The organism is Pseudoalteromonas sp. Isolate6 (assembly GCF_022398435.1).
In the GTDB taxonomy this organism is placed as follows: domain Bacteria; phylum Pseudomonadota; class Gammaproteobacteria; order Enterobacterales; family Alteromonadaceae; genus Pseudoalteromonas; species Pseudoalteromonas galatheae.
Genome location: NZ_JAKEVK010000102.1, coordinates 1 through 15,802 on the forward strand (window position 1 = coordinate 1; position 15,802 = coordinate 15,802).

Annotated in this window: 17 protein-coding genes; 7 read left to right on the forward strand and 10 right to left on the reverse strand. The window is 43.4% G+C overall.

What is annotated here, in order from left to right:
- Positions 1–77: 77 nt before the first annotated feature.
- The 3 genes from L1D50_RS14085 to L1D50_RS14095 all read right to left on the reverse strand — a co-directional run bounded on the left by L1D50_RS14085 (position 78) and on the right by L1D50_RS14095 (position 1,164).
- Positions 78–473, reverse strand: coding sequence for a hypothetical protein (locus L1D50_RS14085; protein WP_239966253.1), 396 nt, complete (start codon positions 471–473; stop codon positions 78–80).
- Positions 474–653: 180 nt separating this feature from the next.
- The gene (locus tag L1D50_RS14090; protein ID WP_128727269.1) at positions 654–953 is read right to left on the reverse strand and encodes an antibiotic biosynthesis monooxygenase; all 300 of its coding nucleotides are present in this window, start codon (positions 951–953) and stop codon (positions 654–656) included.
- Entirely contained in the window at positions 934–1,164 is a 231-nt protein-coding gene (locus L1D50_RS14095) for a DUF2798 domain-containing protein (protein ID WP_239966254.1), read from the reverse strand. Before L1D50_RS14095 ends, L1D50_RS14090 begins: the two co-directional genes overlap by 20 nt.
- Before the next feature lie 89 nt (positions 1,165–1,253).
- On the opposite strand from L1D50_RS14095, the gene L1D50_RS14100 reads away from it, so the two are divergent.
- Positions 1,254–2,111 (forward strand): LysR family transcriptional regulator, encoded by an 858-nt coding sequence (locus L1D50_RS14100; protein WP_239966255.1) that lies wholly within the window; start codon positions 1,254–1,256, stop codon positions 2,109–2,111.
- A 21-nt stretch (positions 2,112–2,132) separates the two neighbouring features.
- Here L1D50_RS14100 and L1D50_RS14105 read toward each other — a convergent pair whose 3' ends face one another.
- On the reverse strand, positions 2,133–2,834 hold the full coding sequence (locus L1D50_RS14105; RefSeq protein ID WP_010376576.1) for an NUDIX domain-containing protein: 702 nt from the start codon (positions 2,832–2,834) through the stop codon (positions 2,133–2,135).
- 178 nt (positions 2,835–3,012) lie between these two features.
- On the opposite strand from L1D50_RS14105, the gene prs reads away from it, so the two are divergent.
- The 6 genes from prs (at position 3,013) to L1D50_RS14135 (ending at position 9,343) form a co-directional block, all read left to right on the forward strand.
- Positions 3,013–3,867, forward strand: coding sequence for a ribose-phosphate diphosphokinase (prs, locus tag L1D50_RS14110; protein WP_138522472.1), 855 nt, complete (start codon positions 3,013–3,015; stop codon positions 3,865–3,867).
- Between the two features lie 11 nt (positions 3,868–3,878).
- Positions 3,879–5,474 (forward strand): nicotinate phosphoribosyltransferase, encoded by a 1,596-nt coding sequence (locus tag L1D50_RS14115; protein WP_128727273.1) that lies wholly within the window; start codon positions 3,879–3,881, stop codon positions 5,472–5,474.
- Positions 5,475–5,587: 113 nt separating this feature from the next.
- Entirely contained in the window at positions 5,588–6,283 is a 696-nt protein-coding gene (locus L1D50_RS14120; protein WP_239966256.1) for a response regulator transcription factor, read from the forward strand.
- Positions 6,280–7,659, forward strand: coding sequence for a HAMP domain-containing sensor histidine kinase (locus tag L1D50_RS14125; RefSeq protein ID WP_138522468.1), 1,380 nt, complete (start codon positions 6,280–6,282; stop codon positions 7,657–7,659). Before L1D50_RS14120 ends, L1D50_RS14125 begins: the two co-directional genes overlap by 4 nt.
- 66 nt (positions 7,660–7,725) lie before the next feature.
- Complete coding sequence (locus L1D50_RS14130) at positions 7,726–8,601, forward strand: retropepsin-like aspartic protease (RefSeq protein ID WP_128727276.1); 876 nt, start codon at positions 7,726–7,728, stop codon at positions 8,599–8,601.
- A 202-nt stretch (positions 8,602–8,803) separates the two neighbouring features.
- Entirely contained in the window at positions 8,804–9,343 is a 540-nt protein-coding gene (locus L1D50_RS14135) for a carboxymuconolactone decarboxylase family protein (protein WP_138522466.1), read from the forward strand.
- Positions 9,344–9,449: 106 nt separating this feature from the next.
- On the opposite strand, the gene L1D50_RS14140 is transcribed toward L1D50_RS14135, so the two are convergent.
- From L1D50_RS14140 to L1D50_RS14165, 6 genes are all read right to left on the reverse strand, one after another.
- Complete coding sequence (locus L1D50_RS14140; RefSeq protein WP_138522464.1) at positions 9,450–10,808, reverse strand: DUF3526 domain-containing protein; 1,359 nt, start codon at positions 10,806–10,808, stop codon at positions 9,450–9,452.
- On the reverse strand, positions 10,795–12,237 hold the full coding sequence (locus L1D50_RS14145; RefSeq protein WP_128727279.1) for a DUF3526 domain-containing protein: 1,443 nt from the start codon (positions 12,235–12,237) through the stop codon (positions 10,795–10,797). The genes L1D50_RS14140 and L1D50_RS14145 overlap by 14 nt, the downstream gene beginning before the upstream one ends.
- 53 nt (positions 12,238–12,290) lie before the next feature.
- Positions 12,291–13,013, reverse strand: a complete 723-nt coding sequence (locus L1D50_RS14150) for an ABC transporter ATP-binding protein (protein WP_128727280.1) — start codon at positions 13,011–13,013, stop codon at positions 12,291–12,293.
- 130 nt (positions 13,014–13,143) lie between these two features.
- The gene (locus tag L1D50_RS14155) at positions 13,144–13,596 is read right to left on the reverse strand and encodes a hypothetical protein (protein ID WP_128727281.1); all 453 of its coding nucleotides are present in this window, start codon (positions 13,594–13,596) and stop codon (positions 13,144–13,146) included.
- The gene (locus L1D50_RS14160) at positions 13,593–14,861 is read right to left on the reverse strand and encodes an MFS transporter (protein ID WP_239966257.1); all 1,269 of its coding nucleotides are present in this window, start codon (positions 14,859–14,861) and stop codon (positions 13,593–13,595) included. Before L1D50_RS14160 ends, L1D50_RS14155 begins: the two co-directional genes overlap by 4 nt.
- Before the next feature lie 5 nt (positions 14,862–14,866).
- The gene (locus tag L1D50_RS14165; protein ID WP_128727282.1) at positions 14,867–15,697 is read right to left on the reverse strand and encodes a nicotianamine synthase family protein; all 831 of its coding nucleotides are present in this window, start codon (positions 15,695–15,697) and stop codon (positions 14,867–14,869) included.
- Positions 15,698–15,802: the final 105 nt, after the last annotated feature.

Genomic DNA, 15,802 nt, shown 5'->3' on the forward strand with positions numbered 1-15,802 from the left:
CTTATATACCTTAAAGAAATGACGGTAGACCCACTGTCAGACATAGCTATACTTCACTCTCGATACGCCAAATACAATTATTTTGTGTGGTGGTTTTTAGGGTTTTGTTTGTGGAATATAGGGCGGAGGCGCGGAAATACACACATAGATACTTTTAGAATGAGCACAGGTGCGCTCAATATTAATGCGTTTAAGACTATAAATATTAATCCATCATAGGCTTTTTGTGGCAGCAGCACATGGATACTGAGGAATTTATCCGCTAAGAGAATCAATAACCATGATAAAAAGGTGGCTAGAAAATGGTCTAATTTTAGGAAGTAGGCAATAGGGAAAGTTGCAAAAAATATCATCAGGTAGCCGTAGTTTAGGTTGGTGCTGAGTGTGTTACAAAGCCACAGGGTCACGGCTAACAAGGAAATTGTAGATGTGTGCAAAAAGTGTGATTTTATTCCCTGACTTCCAGTAGCCATTTACGTTCCTTACTGACTGTGGTGGTGTACATTTGTTCAGCAATTACATCCGAATTTGTTCGATAACACAACGGCTTTTTCAATGACTCCACTTTGCAGCAAAATGCCTCGCTAACGTAGCGCTGTAAAACGCTTCTATCATTGCTTATGAAGAAGCGCTTGACTTCTTAAAAGTGCAAATTAAAGCGGTTTGATGGCGATAATATCCACCGCTTTTGCCAACCATCCTTGATACAGTGTAAATACCTGTTTGGTGTAAGCTTGCTGATGATGAAAATCGAACGCGGCTTGATCGACGAAGCGCTCAACTAAGGTAAGCTGGGTGCGGTTTTCATTTTCATAAAGTTCAAAGCGTAAACATCCTACTTCTGCTCGAGTGGCTGGCAAGATCTCTTGGATTGCGTTAATACAATCTTGATAGTGCTCGGTTTTAGGTGTGATATGGGCGATAAAGTTGACGTTATAGTGGTTGTTGGCCATGGTATTTCTCCATAATGCGTTTAGTAATGGCGGTAACTGGGGCTGATAAAACATAGGCGGCGGTAAAAGAAGCTGGCCAAGCATTAGCAAAGGCATGTGCCCATCGCGTGGTAAAGTCCGCCATTAATCCCAAATTGATGTACGTGACCCATCCAGACACCATAAACGATAGGCACAATGACAGCAGTAATGTAAAAATGAGTTTTTGCATGTTTCCTCCTTTGGCTGTTGGTATGATTGTAGGGAGTTGCCAGCCGATCAGAATGGCAAAAATGGAAAGCTAAGATTGCGGAGATAACTATGCTAGATGACTTAAGACTCTTTGTTGAGGTAAGCCGCCGAGGAAGCTTTGCCAAGGCGGCAGAAGACCTTGGCATAGGCGCGCCGACGCTATCTAAACGGATGTTAGCGCTAGAAGACAAGCTTGGTTATCCGCTATTACTGCGTAGCGCCAGAGGACTTACATTAACGAATCATGGTCAAGCTGTAGTCGATGAGATGGCTGATCCACTGCTTGCGCTGCATACAAAAAGTGAAACGCTTTCGACACTAGAAGCTAAGACGTTCCACCTGCTATGCCCGCAAAACCTAATAATTGATCCATTATACGATGCACTGCAATCGTTTCAGTCGCAACATCCTGATATTCAATTACATGTTGAACCTGCCAACAGTGTGGCCTTGTTAAGCCAAAAACGCTTTGATTTAGCGATCCGTGTTGGCGAGCTGGAGGATTCTAGCGTCTATCAAAAACAGCTGGGGAAAATCGCGGTAAGAGTGGTGGTTGCCACGGAAATTGCGACTACACAAACCCTATTTTTGCCCTTTAAAGCATCGCAACTGCCTGCAACCGATGAGTGGCGAGCACTGCTGGCGCAGTTTAGTCACGTCTCTTATGTGGGTGATATTACCTTAGTGCGTAAATTGGTAGGCTCGGCTAACGGTGCTGGCGTCTTGCCGATGACAGAAATTGCAGCGTTGGCAGCGCAATCTCAAACCACATTTAGCTATATCGGTGACTGCCAATTTATTCGCAGCATCTACGCACTTTGGCCAAATCAACGAACTCCACCGACTTACACCAGAGATTTTATTGAGTTACTGCAAATGCGGTGTCAGGAGCTTGATTATCTGCAAGGGGCAGTGATAACTCTATAATGAACACCGTACAATCGCATCTTATCCTAAGCTCAGATTGCGCTCAAAATGCACGATATCGACATCAGGCTTTAGCTTATAGAGCTGCGCTAAACGTCCGCCTGACTTGACCTTTTCATCTAGTGCTTCAAACATGTTTGAGGCTTCGATACGTCTTACTAAGCTCTTGCGCTGAATGGGTTTGGCGATAATGGCCTCGATGGCGGTTTTGAGTTGTCCAATGGTAAATTGATCAGGCAAACAATAAACCGGGATCATGGAATATAACGCCTTTTGCTGCAGCCGTGCCTTGGCCTTTTCAATAATGTGTTTATGATCAAAAGCCACGGCGAGATCTGGGATCTCGCTAAGATCTACCCATCTCACATCATCTACTGAGTCAATTTGCGTTGCCACTTGCTGAGGTGAAATCAAGGCGTAATAAACCAAGGTGACACTAAAGCCTCGCGGATCACGGTTGATCCCAGAAAAAGCCTGAAGTTGCTCTAGGTATTGTGGGGCAACACTGGTTTTCTCTTTGATCTTACGCAACGCGCTCATATCCGTGTTGTCATCCAGCTCAACATCAACAAACCCCCCAGGTAATCCCCAGCGGCCTTTAAAGGGAGCGTTAGCGCGTTTTACCAGCAGCACTTTTAAGCTGTCCTGCAAAATTGTAAATAACACGCTGTCCACCGTGAACAGTGGGTTTTGGTATTGGGTTAAATCGTAATCAGGGCTCATGAGATTTTTAGTTTGTGTCTTTTAGACACAATAAACAATTGTAGTCAGTATGGCAAATATACTGAATATCCCTATGTTAAAAATAAACACTAAATGTCCTTTAGACATAAAGATGTTGATTGATCAAAAAATGTTTGATACCTTATTTGTGTCTTAGGGACATTATTAAGGAAAGGTTATGAAAGTCACGAGTTATGAATTCTCTGGAAACAAAAAAGATGTTCAATATGAAGCATTTACCTTCTCAGGCGGGGAAGAGCATATTCGTTTCAAAGCATTTGATTTCCGTGATTGCGAAAAAGTGCAAATCACAGCCAGAGTGACCAATTCTTCTCATATCATGCGTTTACTGATGGCGGTGGATGCATTGAAGCGACTTTGTTTGGCGCGGACGCCAATAGAATTAGTGTTACCCTATTTCCCCTATGCGCGCCAAGACAGAGTATGCGTGACGGGCGAAGCGCTAGGTGCAAAAGTGATGGCGTCACTTATCAATCAACTGGCGCTAGACAAAGTCACCGTGTGGGATGCACATAGCGACGTTGTACCTGCACTCCTTGAGCGAGTGGAAAATGTTGAGCAAACGACATTGATATCTCAGTGTCCGGCTTTACAGCGACAGTTGCAGTGCGGTGCACTCAGTTTAGTTTCACCAGATGCTGGAGCGAGTAAAAAAACACTGAAAATTGCGCAGCATTTTGGTGGTGAGGTTGAGGTTATCCAAGCACAAAAAGTACGAAATCTTAAAACGGGTGAAATTGTACAAACGCAGGTACTTGGTGAGGTAAAGGGTAAAGATTTACTGATCGTTGATGATATTTGCGATGGTGGTAGAACCTTCACCGAACTTGCTAAGGTACTAAAAGCACAAGGCGCTAACTCAATTGCGCTTTACGTAACACACGGTATTTTCTCTCAAGGATTAGGCGTTTTTAGTGGACTGATCGATACCGTTTATACGACTAATTCGTGCCGTGATAAAGGCGACTTGGTTGAACACCACGATGTGCAATTTAACATGATTGAATTATAAGGAATATTGTCATGACAATTACCGCAGCAAGTATGCAAAAAGACGTGTATAAAGAATTTCACAGCCGCGCCTATCATCCTGAAGTGACAGAGGTTTATGCAAACTTTACCTCGCGCAGCGGTAAATTAAGTAATGTTGCAAATAACGATAAAGTGGCTTTTGTGGGGCTGCAGTATTTTATCAAAAGTTACTTACAAGAAGAGTGGCAAGACTTTTTCGCCGCAGACAAGCACACCGCTGTGGCAAATCATAGACGGATCATGACAGCAATGTTGGGCTACCCGGTGGATGTAGGTTATCTCGAGGCGCTACACGACTTAGGCTATTTACCGCTGAGGATTAAAGCGCTGCCAGAAGGGACTTTAGTACCGTATCAGGTGCCGCCCATCACTGTGGTCAATACCAAGCCTGGATTTGAATGGCTAACCAATATGATTGAGACTGTCTTAAGCTGCGAAAACTGGCCAATCCAAACGAGCGCTACCACCTCAGTTGCATATTTAAAAGTGTTCCGAGAATTTGCTCAAAAAACCGGTTTACCTCAGGAGATCGTGCCGTTTCAGGGCCATGATTTTAGTTTTCGCGGCATGTTTGGTAAGCACGCTGCGGCGATGAGTGGTTTTGGTCACCTTGCGTCTGGCCTTGTGGGGACGGATACTATTCCTGCGGTACTATTTGCTGAAAAGTACTATGGCGCAGATGTCGACAAAGAGCTGGTCGGCTGCTCAGTAGACGCAACCGAGCACTCTGTAACCTGTTCTTGGATCCAAGAAGGTGAAATCGAGTTTTTCCAATATTTGATGCGTGAGCAGTCACCGACCGGGATCCTCAGTGTGGTCTCTGATACTTGGGATTTTTGGAAGCTAGTCACCGAGTATTTACCAGAATTAAAAGCAGAGATCATGGCGCGTGATGGCACTGTGGTGATCCGTCCAGACTCCGGAGATCCAGTGAAAATCCTGACTGGGTATTGTGTCTCACCAGTATCAGAATATAGCGAGTTGGTTGACTCTCAGCAGCAAGCGCAAGAAATGGCAATGACAGATGGCTTTGAAGCGTATCGTTGGCAGGGAAATTACTATGCAGTTGAGCCTCACTCAAGGCAGCTGCAGGAGTGTGAAGTAAAAGGACTGATAGAATGTCTCTGGGATACCTTTGGTGGCACTGTGACCGATAAGGGCTTTAAATTGCTAGACGAGCATATTGGCGCAATATATGGCGATGCAATTACCCTTGAACGTCAGCGTCAAATTCTACAGCGACTGATGGATAAAGGATTTGCGTCCAAAGTGGTGCTCGGCATTGGCTCATATAGCTACCAATATGTCACTCGCGATACCCATGGCTCTGCGGTAAAAGCAACTAGTGTGGTTAAAAATAACCAGCGTGTGGCAATTTTTAAAGAGCCAAAAACCGACAGCAAAAAGCGCTCAGCAAAGGGACTGCTCAAAGTAGAACGCGTAAATGGTGAGTTGATCTGCAAGGACAATGTGACCGAGGAAGAAGAAAAGCAGGGTTTGTTAGAAGTGGTGTTTGAAGATGGACAGCTATTAAAAGAAACCACCTTGAGTGAGATCAGAGCTTTGATCAGCGCGCAAATTAGTTAGATTCCATAGTTGCTCTCATCGTCTTTTGGTCGCGATAGGTTCCAGCCATCGCGACTTTTGTGCTTCACAATTGTACATCTAATAATTACAATCAGTACAAAAAGTACTTTCCTATGTCTGACCAATATACTGTTTTATATGTAGAAGATGACTCTAGCAGTGCCGAGATTTTAAGTTTATATCTGGCACAAGCGAATATGCAGGTTGTCCATTTCGATAACGCCCCTGATGCTCATCGAGCCTTACAAAACCTCACATTTGAGCTTGCAATTTTGGATGTTATGCTCCCAGGAGGCGATGGCCGTGAGCTACTTAAAGAAGCCGTTATGCGCAACATTCCTACCATTATGGTGACCGCCAAAGTGTCTGAAACCGACCGCCTTGAGGGGTTTGAGTTTGGTGCGGACGACTATGTGTGTAAGCCTTATAGCCCGAGAGAGGTCATCTCCCGAGCAAAAGCGCTATGTAAGCGCAGCTACCGAGGACAGCAAAGTGCCGCTTTGCTATTTGATGGCTTGAGCATTAACTTAGAGAGCAAATCCGTCACTGTGGCAAAGCAGACTCCTGCGTTGACGGCGGTAGAGTTTGAGTTACTACTCACCATGGCCAAGCAGCCGCAACAAGTATTTAGCCGGGCGCAATTAATCGAACAAGTATGGGGAAGTGATGCACCTATTACGGATCGGGCAGTCGATACTCACTTAGCAAACCTTCGTAAAAAACTAGGTGACAGTAAGGCTGAGCCCAAGTTTATCGCCACTCGTTACGGGCAAGGCTATCAATTTATCGCGCGTAAGGTGTCTTCATGAAGCTAAAAACCAAGTTTACCTTACTTGTGGCGCTTTGTACCTTTGCGCTACTCGGGAGCTTCTATCAACTATCTAAAAACTCAGCCGAGCGCACCTTTTTAGCGTTCAATAAGCAAAGTGCAGTGATATTAGGGCATACGTTGCTTGATGATGACTTAGTGGAAGCTGCATTGGCTGACAAAACCTTTGTAAACCCAGAAGCGACGTTGACGTTTTTAGCATCGACATTTCCCGAGCAACTGTTTATTTGGCGAGATGCTAACTCAACAGCGGATATAAAGATCCTCAACCCCGATCTCACTATAGATTACGAGCAGGTCAAATCCGGTCATCAATTTTCTATCCATCATTCTGGTGTTGCAGCTTTTGTGGTGCAATTTAATGAAGTGCAACATGAACTGGCGCAGAATGAAGAATTATTTTGGCTCCCCAAGGTACTGCTAAATAGGTCGTTTGAAAAAGAAGCGCTACAGCAAGCTATGCTGGACGATTTTATGCTTACTTTGGTCATTTTATCAATTATTGCTGCGTTACTTGCATGGCTGGGCTCGTGGTACTTTTTGTCGCCACTTAAACAGCTTAAACGTAGCTTTAAGGCGATAGAGTCGGGCGAGTTAGATACCCGCTTAGCGCTTAAGCGCCATGATGAAGTGGGTGAAATCATTAGCAGCTTCAATAATCTTGCGGCTTGGTTACAAGGGTTACACCAGCAATATAAGCAAATGAACTCCGACTTATCTCATGAGCTTAGGACCCCACTTAACGGTATTCGCTCACGCTTAGAAGCGATGGAAGACGGCATCTTGCCGATGGACAAGGCTCAGCTGGCGGTGATCGCCCAAGACCTTCACAACGTCAACCGTATCATCGATGACTTGTGCTTGTTATCGTTAACCGAGTCAAAGCAACTGACTTTGTCACCTGCACAGGTGAATGTTTCTGAGTTGATGAGTGCGCTTTTGGTGCGTTATCAAGCGCAGGCACAGGAGCAAGGTGTGGCGTTGACAGCAGATATTCAAGCGGGCGTAATCGTGACGCTCGATGCAGGAAGAGTTAGGCAGATAGTGGTGAATCTACTCGATAATGCGTTTAAATACGGCGCTGATGGCGGCATTGTAATGCTACACCTACATTATCAAGACAATGAACTGGTTATCACGGTGACTGATCGCGGTCAGGGTATGTCTCCTACTCAATTAACACAAATATTTGAACGCTTTTATCGAGTGCAGGCGTCACGCCATGACACATCTAGTTTAGGGCTCGGCTTACCAATTTGTCGTCAACTTGCTGAGTTGATGGGGGCGACCTTGACTGCCAATAGCACTGAAAATCAAGGAGCGAGCTTCACGCTGAGGTTTTCTCGACTAACTTGATAATTGCTTGACAATTGCTCGGCATAGTTAGCTCAACAAAAACATCAACAGTGTGAGAGCAAGATTATGAGAGCAATTATTTTATCAGTATTAGCATGTACTACCGTTGGCTGTGGCATCACCGCGTCTACCAAACCTGAGTCACTAACCTTACCGATGAAGTATACCGAGAAAGGTCATGCCTATGTAATGACAGCGCTTAATCATCAGATCACGCATCCTATGATTTTAGACAGTGCTGCGAACTTGGGGGTTTTACCCTCTCATTTAAAAGCCGCACTTGCTTTGCCAGAAGATAAAATCAGCACAATGAAAGTGCAAGGAGCCAATGGTAATTCAGAGCTGGAATTGACAAAGATAGAGCACACGAGTGTCGGGCACTTTGCGATTGAATCGCTACCGTATGTATTTCAAGATATGAACCGCTTAGAGGTCGAAGGCGTCTTACCTGGCATTTTGGGGCATGGATATATGTCGCAATATTGTAATGTGTTTGATTTTAAAAATAATGCGTTTAGCCTGTATCAAGAGGCTTGTCCAAGTAGTGTGACACAAGGTCTAGAAAGTGCACGCTTTACAATAGACGACGACTTTATCAAACTCACTGCAAGTTTTAATGGTGAACGGGTGGATGCGTTACTAGATACCGGCGCGCCAACTAATTACATCAACTCACACTTGGCAAATAAGCTATCTTTGACGCTTGGTAAAGAAGATATCGGCCGAGGTCTAAATAATATAGAAAACAAAAAGGTCGCCATAGAATCACTGCGCTTTAGCTTAGGTGGTAAGGAAATCATCAATACTGAAAGCCACTTGTCAGATATGCCAGTATTTGAGGTGCTTGGATACAAAGATGAGCCATTTATCCTACTTGGTTTAAGTAACTTTAACGATGACAAGCTAGTTATCGACTACGCTGAGAACAAAATTTACTTTTGATCCCAATGCTGCTGGCTTGACCCGACCAGTCAGTAGCGAATTATATTTCATACTAATTTAGACAGTTATTGTGTTTACTATAGCGAATAGTTATTTGAATGATCATTCAAGTAAGGTTAGTCTAGTACTCAATGAGTAGTTAACCTGAGGTTAGTTAGATCTCAGGTTATACCAATACAAAATGCACCAAAAGGAGCAACTGATGACTGACTTTACAATCCATACCGTAGAATCTGCACCGCAAAAAGGTAAACCATTACTCGAGAAGTCCCAGCAAGCGTTTGGCCGTATTCCAAACCTTCATGGCGTGATGGCTGAGTCGCCTGAGCATCTACATGGTTATCAAGTGTTACACGAAGCATTTTTAAATAGCTCGTTTAATAACGATGAAAAAACTGTGGTATGGCAAGCGATTAATGTAGAACATGAATGTCACTATTGTGTGCCTGCTCACTCCGCTATCGCTAAGTCAATGAAAGTGAGTGATGAATTGGTCAAAGCGCTGCGTGAGCAAGCACCACTGGGCGATGAAAAGCTAGAAGTACTGCGTGCTACAACACTTGAAATGTTACGTGAACGTGGCAAATTGAGTGATGCACAAACTAAAGCGTTTTTTGCCGCAGGTTATACTAAACAAAATCTGCTGGAAATTATCTTAGCGCTAAGTCAAAAAGTGATGAGTAATTACGTGAATCATATCGCGCATACTCCGCTGGATGATGCATTTAAAGCGTTTGTCTAAGTACAAAAAAGCGTCACAAAACGAAGTATCATTCAATTTGTGACGCCTCGGTATATTAATATTTCCAGTTGCTAGCAAAGGATTAGTAATCCACTGCTCAGGTTATTTAAATCGGCTTCAATTTAGTGAGTCTTCGCGCTGCGAAGATGGCTAGTCCAAACACCAAGAGCGTAGCAAAAAGGAGTGACGAAAAGCTTTGGCTTGGCGTTTGTGGCTGATTTTTGTAAAGTGGAAAGTTGAGAATATCCTCTTTCGTTACCGCTTTATCAAAAAACATGAAATCATAAAAGAAATGGCGGATCTGCTGGTGGTAGTGTGCTATTTCTTTAAAATATTCTGTTTGATGATAAGAGCTGGTGTGAGCTAATTGGTTAAGCCCAAATTGCAGCATTAAGGCTGGAGAAAGCCAGCTGAGTTTCTGTAGCTGTTGATGTCTGAGCGCTCTGTTTTGCAAATAACCTTGCCATTGCTCATCAACTGCTATGTCACTTAAATGTTGCTGAGCGAAATACCATTTCCAATCGAATGTATCACCAAGTGGTGAGGTGCTTTGCCATTGTGGTTCATGGCTTAAGAACTCATCAAGCGCAGCTTGTTGATTTTGATCCCATCCATCATTCATTATTAAGCGCTGCTTGAGGCTGATTTCAAGAGGTGTATTCGTTTGGTAGCTGTTTGATAGATAAAGGTGGATCGCGCCTGGAATAAGGATTGCAAAAATAACCCAGCTACTCAGATACGCTAAACTATTTACTACGCTACTTTTCCCCAAACTCATGATCAAACCTGCAAGAGAAAACCAAAATAGCATATAAAGTGTGATTGCGGCACACACCAACCAAAACGTTCCATCAAATGGTAAAGATAGTAGCGCTGCAGCACTGATGAGTAACACTGCGGTCAACAACCAGATCACCGCAAAGCGCAGCCCGAGTTGTTTATAAACTTGAAAGTAGGCGCGAATTGGTAGCGCACTTAATAACCGCCACCTTCCTGCATGTTGCTCATCTGAGATGAGTGTCACGGTGACAATTCCAATCACGATTGGCAGTAAATAGACAAGTACGAAACCTAAATCTAGTCCACCGGTGCGTTGTTGCGACGGATTGACGATTTCGCGGTTAAAAATTTGACCCTGTAGCGCCAATGCCTTGATTTTTGTAGCAACCATTGAATGTTGGCTTTCGCCAACAAATAACGCGGCCCACGGGCTAAGCTGCCACTGAGTGGGGGCGCTGGCATAGTAGGCGATAGAGCCAGGCTCAGGTAAGGTCTCGCGGTTGGCAACATATTCACGCTCCTTTTGAAAAACCACCGTAGATTTATATTGATCGACACGCTGTGATTTATAGCCTTGTGCTCCTTGATAAATAGCAACCAAGCCTGAGATAAGAAACAAGGCAAGTACCAGCTTGTTGACTGTGCCAGAGAACAACCGTTTGCATTCAAGCTTAAACTGAAGCATAAACTCTCCTTTGCATGAGGGGTGAATTTAAACTAAGAAAAATAATCAGCACGGCGAAGGTTGGCAGCAGCCATGTCCAGCTGAAATCACGAAGCGACCATTGTAAGTTGGGAGCGCTGTAGCTAAATGGCTCAAACTCCTGCCAATATGACTTGTCGATCCGTTGTGCTCGGTCGTTATGGTGATTAACCTGATGGGTATGCAGCTCGTTTAATTTTTGAATACGCGCATAGCGGTGTGCTTCGGCTTGTTGTTCAAAATCTAAAAAGTGTTTGGTATCGGTTCGCGTTAATGCCATAGAAAAGTCGCGCACAAATAAATACGGATTTAACCAATAAAATTTACTAATGAAGGCTTGTTGTGCATCAAATTGGGCTATTTGTTGGTCGTAGTGTTTGCGGTAAATTTGGGCGTTTAAGCGTTCACCCTCTTGCATCACCAGTCCACGATAGTTGATAGGTAAGTCTTCAACCTTGTCAACGCCGTATTGCTTTAAGGTTTGCTCCCTGAACTGATTAAAATACGGATCATTTGGATTATGACTGTTGCCTACTTTGCGGTTATCTAGTTTAACTGCGAGCTCAAAGTCATTGCGTTTTTGATGTGGGTGCTGGTTGTGAGCAAACTCAGCTAAAACACGAGGCATTAAAATCGTTAAAATAAACCAAATAGAAGTCAGTAATACGAGCGACTGTTTTGGCGCTTTTACCACAGACGACACAAAAAGTGTTAAACCAGTCCAAAATAAGCAATACAGTAAATAAATACCAAACAACAAAGCTAATCTTAAAGGGCTTTCTGTGGTGAGATCTGCTCCCGAGCTTAACGCTAGTACAAGGGCAAAAGCAAAAGCGGGGATGATGAAAATAACTGACAATAGTAGATAGCTGAGAGATTTTCCGATGATTAAATCGCGAAATGAGACGCCCATCGACATCAGTTGTCTTAACGTACCACTGTTTTTCTCGCCACTGATACTGGCAAATCCAAGCGCAACAATTAGCAATGGCCAGATTGTTAGCAAGATATTGGCCGTGCTTAATTCTGAGAAACGCAGCAGTGTGCCGCCATCTAAGTCATCCGTAAAGTTAGCACTGTTTTGCTTATGTGCCTCCAAGAAAATACTATCGCCAACCCAAGTATTAATACCAAGGTCAAAAAAGCTCAGTGCACTTGGGGGGCGAAAGGCGAAATGCCCAAAGTGGGCGACGCGGTGTGGGTGCCTATCGGGTTGCGCTTGCCATTGTTGCTCTACCAAGGCTTGGGCATTTTGTTGAGTCTGAGTGCTGTGTTGATATTGCTGGTAACCCGTAAATAATGCAATGGCGAGCAACAGTTGTATCATGATGAAAAGCAGCCACAAGACTGGGCTTTTGCGTTTACTGGCTAACTCATGGCGGAATATTTTTATCGTTTTGCTATTGATCATGCAAATATATTTCCTGTATTGACGCTGTGAACCTGAGCGATAAGAAAGTTGTATCAGCTGACTTTTTTTATTGGGGTCTTACCTGAGATCAGCTCATGATATTTCTGCTCTAATGAAGCGAGTGGCAAGTTTTTGTTTTCTATCAGTGTCAGTAGCGTGCCTTTGTCCATAATGCCGATTTTGTCTGCTAAGGTATGCGCGCAGTAAAAGTCGTGCGTGACCATTAAAATCGCCGCGCCTTTGTCGGCTAATTGCTGAATAATGCGAATAAACTCTAGAGTCGCACTTGGATCTAAGCCAGATGTTGGCTCATCTAAAAGTAAGACTTTTGCTTCACGAATAATTGCGAACGCGATCCCTACTTTCTGGCGCATGCCCTTTGAGTAACTTTTTAACGATTGCTGTCTAGCGTTTTGTTCAAGTCCAGTTTCATCTAATGCTGCGTGGATCTGCTCAGTGGTAACCGACAGCCCGGATAGGCTTGCTAAGTATTTTAAGTTATCAATGGCGTTAAACTCTTGATACAAATTGACCTGCTCAGGCAAATACACCAATTTATCTTTGGTATTTGCATCACGATGGACGTCAAGTCCGTCAATCAATGCTTTGCCGCTGTCTGGTTGTAAGAAATTTAAGAAGACATTGAGTGTAGTGCTTTTTCCGGCTCCGTTAGCGCCAAGTAAACACATGATTTCCCCTGATTGCACAACAAAGCTCAGATCGTTGAGCACTTTTTTATCTGCAAAAGATTTATCTAAATTAATGGCTTCAAGCATGAAATAATCCTTCAAAGATACTGTGCTTAGTGTAAATCTACGTAATTCTCGAAGTACTACACCTGCACAGTATTCGATTTAAAATTTGATTAGTTATAACATATCAATTGTTCAATAAATAGAAACATCTTTAGTTTGTTGGCACTAAAAAGCTCGCGGAACCCGTAAATGCACCACCATCAACACAGATTTGCGCGTTTTTATAGTAAACAAGGTCGTTTGAAAGTCGTTTTTTACAGTGGTTAGGAAAAAAAGCTTCAAATCGAACTGCACGCGTGGAGTTGATCGTTTTTTTGAATTTGATATCTAAATCTCTTAAATAGACCTCACCGACTTTTTCGCTCAATTGGTTATCCCAACAACCGTAGATTATGCCTATCTGAGATATCCAGATCATGGCGCTTTGGGCACTGAAGTGAAAGCGACCATCGCCAGGCATTTGAAATTGCTCAACGTCGACTTTACCTTCAATATAGCCAGGTGCGACGACCACAGAACTAAATGACATTTTTTCTTTACGCCAACCGTTTTCCAAATAGTCCGACATATAAGCGCGTTGCTGTTGCTGAGTAAGTTGGATCATGAGTTTTTCCTTACACTAGAAATTAATGGATTGGCAGAGTGTTGCTCCTCTGCAGACCGATTCGATGGGAGTAATATTGAATTTATGACTGCGGTGAAAAGCCCAATGGTGGTTAGGCTGTACCATGCTAAGTGATTATCTTGATTGGAATAATCAAAGGCTGCTCCAATTGCACTGCTACCTACGACCAATCCAATACCTGCAAAAAGATAGAAGAATCCGAAATGCGTTGCTACCGCGTGATTATTCGCAAGTTCAGAGATTTGACTCATGATAAATGGAAAGCTGATCATAGTGCCGAGGGTAAAAACAATGGCTAACATACTTAATGGAAGATAATAAAGTACGCCGTGGTTGTAAGGCCAATCGGGAATTAGCGTCACAAATGCCAGTCCCATCAACGCAATTCCTATGCTGATCCATTGATTTGGATGTAGCCAGCGTTCGCAAAGTCTCGTTATAAAAAACTGCAAACAAATAGAGACTAAGGCGCACAATGTGAGCACCCAAGCGACATCCTTTGGCTCACCATCTTGGCTTGTAATATGTATCGGAATGGCAAACGAAATCTGATTAATTAACATGAAGTAGCCAGTCATTACAGCGCAGAAAAGTAAAAATTCACGGTTTGAAAACACGGTACTGATAATACTTTTAGAAGGAGACATTTTTGCTTGAGCGTCTGGTTGAGTTTTGCGTTGTTGAGAGGCTGGCAATAAGAAAGCAAATATAATCGCAAAGATCACAAAGGGGATGGCGGAGACTAAACATAGCGCTGCGAAGTTGACGTTGAGCAACATCAATCCACACACTGGACCTAGTAGCTCTCCGCCGTTTCTCGCTACAGCCACCAGAGAGAACATTTGTGCACGGCTTAAGATCTCCTGTTTGGCAAAATACGCTTGTGCTGCTGGGGTAAAAAGTGCTCCAGCAAATCCTGTAAGAAAGGCCGCAAAAAATAGCAGAGGTATGATATCCGCGAATAAAAACAGCACAAACCCAATTGCGCGGAGCACACAGCCCATCATGATGAGTGTCTTGGTGCCAAACAGATCGGCGAGTAACCCACCGATGAGAAATAGTCCTTGCTGACAAAAAGAGCGCACTCCTAATACGACTCCAACTAAAGTTGCACTGAGCAGTAAATCTTGTTTTAAGTAGCCTGCCAAAAAGGGGATCAACATATAAAACCCCAGATTAAAGAAGAATGCAGCGACAAGCATCCAACGATATTCCGAGCTCAGTTTGAAATAGTAAGTAAACATAAGCGTTAGGACTCCGCGTATGGCTTTTGAGCAATTAAAATCGAGTGGAAGTTATCTGCAAATGTCTGAATTTTTAGCTTAACTTGAAAACCAGCAAGGTCGCTTTCGGTTACGCTTGGATAGAGTAAGGTACGTAAATTATAGGCTGTGCGAATGACCAACAGGCTACCCGCAGCCATACTATCGAAAAGATGGTGCAATATATTTCGTTTAATTTTTTCATCGCCAACTAAAGCGGCGAGCCAAATTACGTCATAGCACGCGAGATCGTCTTGTTTACAGATATCGTTATGAATAAAGTTCATACGATGAGCCGGCGCGAGTGCGTCACAAACTTCCTTTCCAAGTAATAGATCTTGTTGATGAATATCTAGGTTATCAACGGCTAGTTCGGCGTTATGCAGAGCTAAGCTTGTTAGAGGGAGTGCGCCGGAGCCAACCATTAATACCCGGTTGATTTGTTCAGTAGCTAGCGAGTGAGCGGCGTTAATTTCCAGTGCTGTGGCTCGTTGATAGTGCTTAAAATAGGGATATTCATGCTCTAGGGTGTGAACTGGGTCGATACTTTTAGAAATGCAATATGCCCAGTGTCTTTCATAAATGCTCGAAGCTTGACTAAATAAGGTTTGGACACGGGGTTTAATCGCTTGAATTTGTTGTTGCGCTAATACCGCATCAGTAAATTCGCTGCCATGTTCATTAGACAACAAACCCAAAAACTGGTGCAGCATCTCCATAACTTCAGGTGTTATTTCAAGTTTCGGTAATTGGCTGATCTTCTGATAAGTACTGACGATGCAATTAGCATGATTGAGGGGGTTAGTTAAAGCGCTCATTTTTTACTCTTAAATGGTTATCCTTAATTTACGTTATAACATACTATCTATGTTTGTTTTTTGTAAATGATTGTTTTGATTTTTCTTGTTTTTAATAGCTTATTC

What these genes read in the sequence shown, in the direction of transcription:
- L1D50_RS14155 (WP_128727281.1), bottom strand. Translation starts at nt 13,596, where the DNA reads ATGATCCAACTTACTCAGCAACAGCAACGCGCTTATATGTCGGACTAT.
- L1D50_RS14095 (WP_239966254.1), bottom strand. Translation starts at nt 1,164, where the DNA reads ATGCAAAAACTCATTTTTACATTACTGCTGTCATTGTGCCTATCGTTT.
- L1D50_RS14100 (WP_239966255.1), top strand. Translation starts at nt 1,254, where the DNA reads ATGCTAGATGACTTAAGACTCTTTGTTGAGGTAAGCCGCCGAGGAAGC.
- L1D50_RS14150 (WP_128727280.1), bottom strand. Translation starts at nt 13,013, where the DNA reads ATGCTTGAAGCCATTAATTTAGATAAATCTTTTGCAGATAAAAAAGTG.
- prs (WP_138522472.1), top strand. Translation starts at nt 3,013, where the DNA reads ATGAAAGTCACGAGTTATGAATTCTCTGGAAACAAAAAAGATGTTCAA.
- L1D50_RS14130 (WP_128727276.1), top strand. Translation starts at nt 7,726, where the DNA reads ATGAGAGCAATTATTTTATCAGTATTAGCATGTACTACCGTTGGCTGT.
- L1D50_RS14160 (WP_239966257.1), bottom strand. Translation starts at nt 14,861, where the DNA reads ATGTTTACTTACTATTTCAAACTGAGCTCGGAATATCGTTGGATGCTT.
- L1D50_RS14145 (WP_128727279.1), bottom strand. Translation starts at nt 12,237, where the DNA reads ATGATCAATAGCAAAACGATAAAAATATTCCGCCATGAGTTAGCCAGT.
- L1D50_RS14085 (WP_239966253.1), bottom strand. Translation starts at nt 473, where the DNA reads ATGGCTACTGGAAGTCAGGGAATAAAATCACACTTTTTGCACACATCT.
- L1D50_RS14105 (WP_010376576.1), bottom strand. Translation starts at nt 2,834, where the DNA reads ATGAGCCCTGATTACGATTTAACCCAATACCAAAACCCACTGTTCACG.
- L1D50_RS14140 (WP_138522464.1), bottom strand. Translation starts at nt 10,808, where the DNA reads ATGCTTCAGTTTAAGCTTGAATGCAAACGGTTGTTCTCTGGCACAGTC.
- L1D50_RS14135 (WP_138522466.1), top strand. Translation starts at nt 8,804, where the DNA reads ATGACTGACTTTACAATCCATACCGTAGAATCTGCACCGCAAAAAGGT.
- L1D50_RS14120 (WP_239966256.1), top strand. Translation starts at nt 5,588, where the DNA reads ATGTCTGACCAATATACTGTTTTATATGTAGAAGATGACTCTAGCAGT.
- L1D50_RS14090 (WP_128727269.1), bottom strand. Translation starts at nt 953, where the DNA reads ATGGCCAACAACCACTATAACGTCAACTTTATCGCCCATATCACACCT.
- L1D50_RS14115 (WP_128727273.1), top strand. Translation starts at nt 3,879, where the DNA reads ATGACAATTACCGCAGCAAGTATGCAAAAAGACGTGTATAAAGAATTT.
- L1D50_RS14165 (WP_128727282.1), bottom strand. Translation starts at nt 15,697, where the DNA reads ATGAGCGCTTTAACTAACCCCCTCAATCATGCTAATTGCATCGTCAGT.
- L1D50_RS14125 (WP_138522468.1), top strand. Translation starts at nt 6,280, where the DNA reads ATGAAGCTAAAAACCAAGTTTACCTTACTTGTGGCGCTTTGTACCTTT.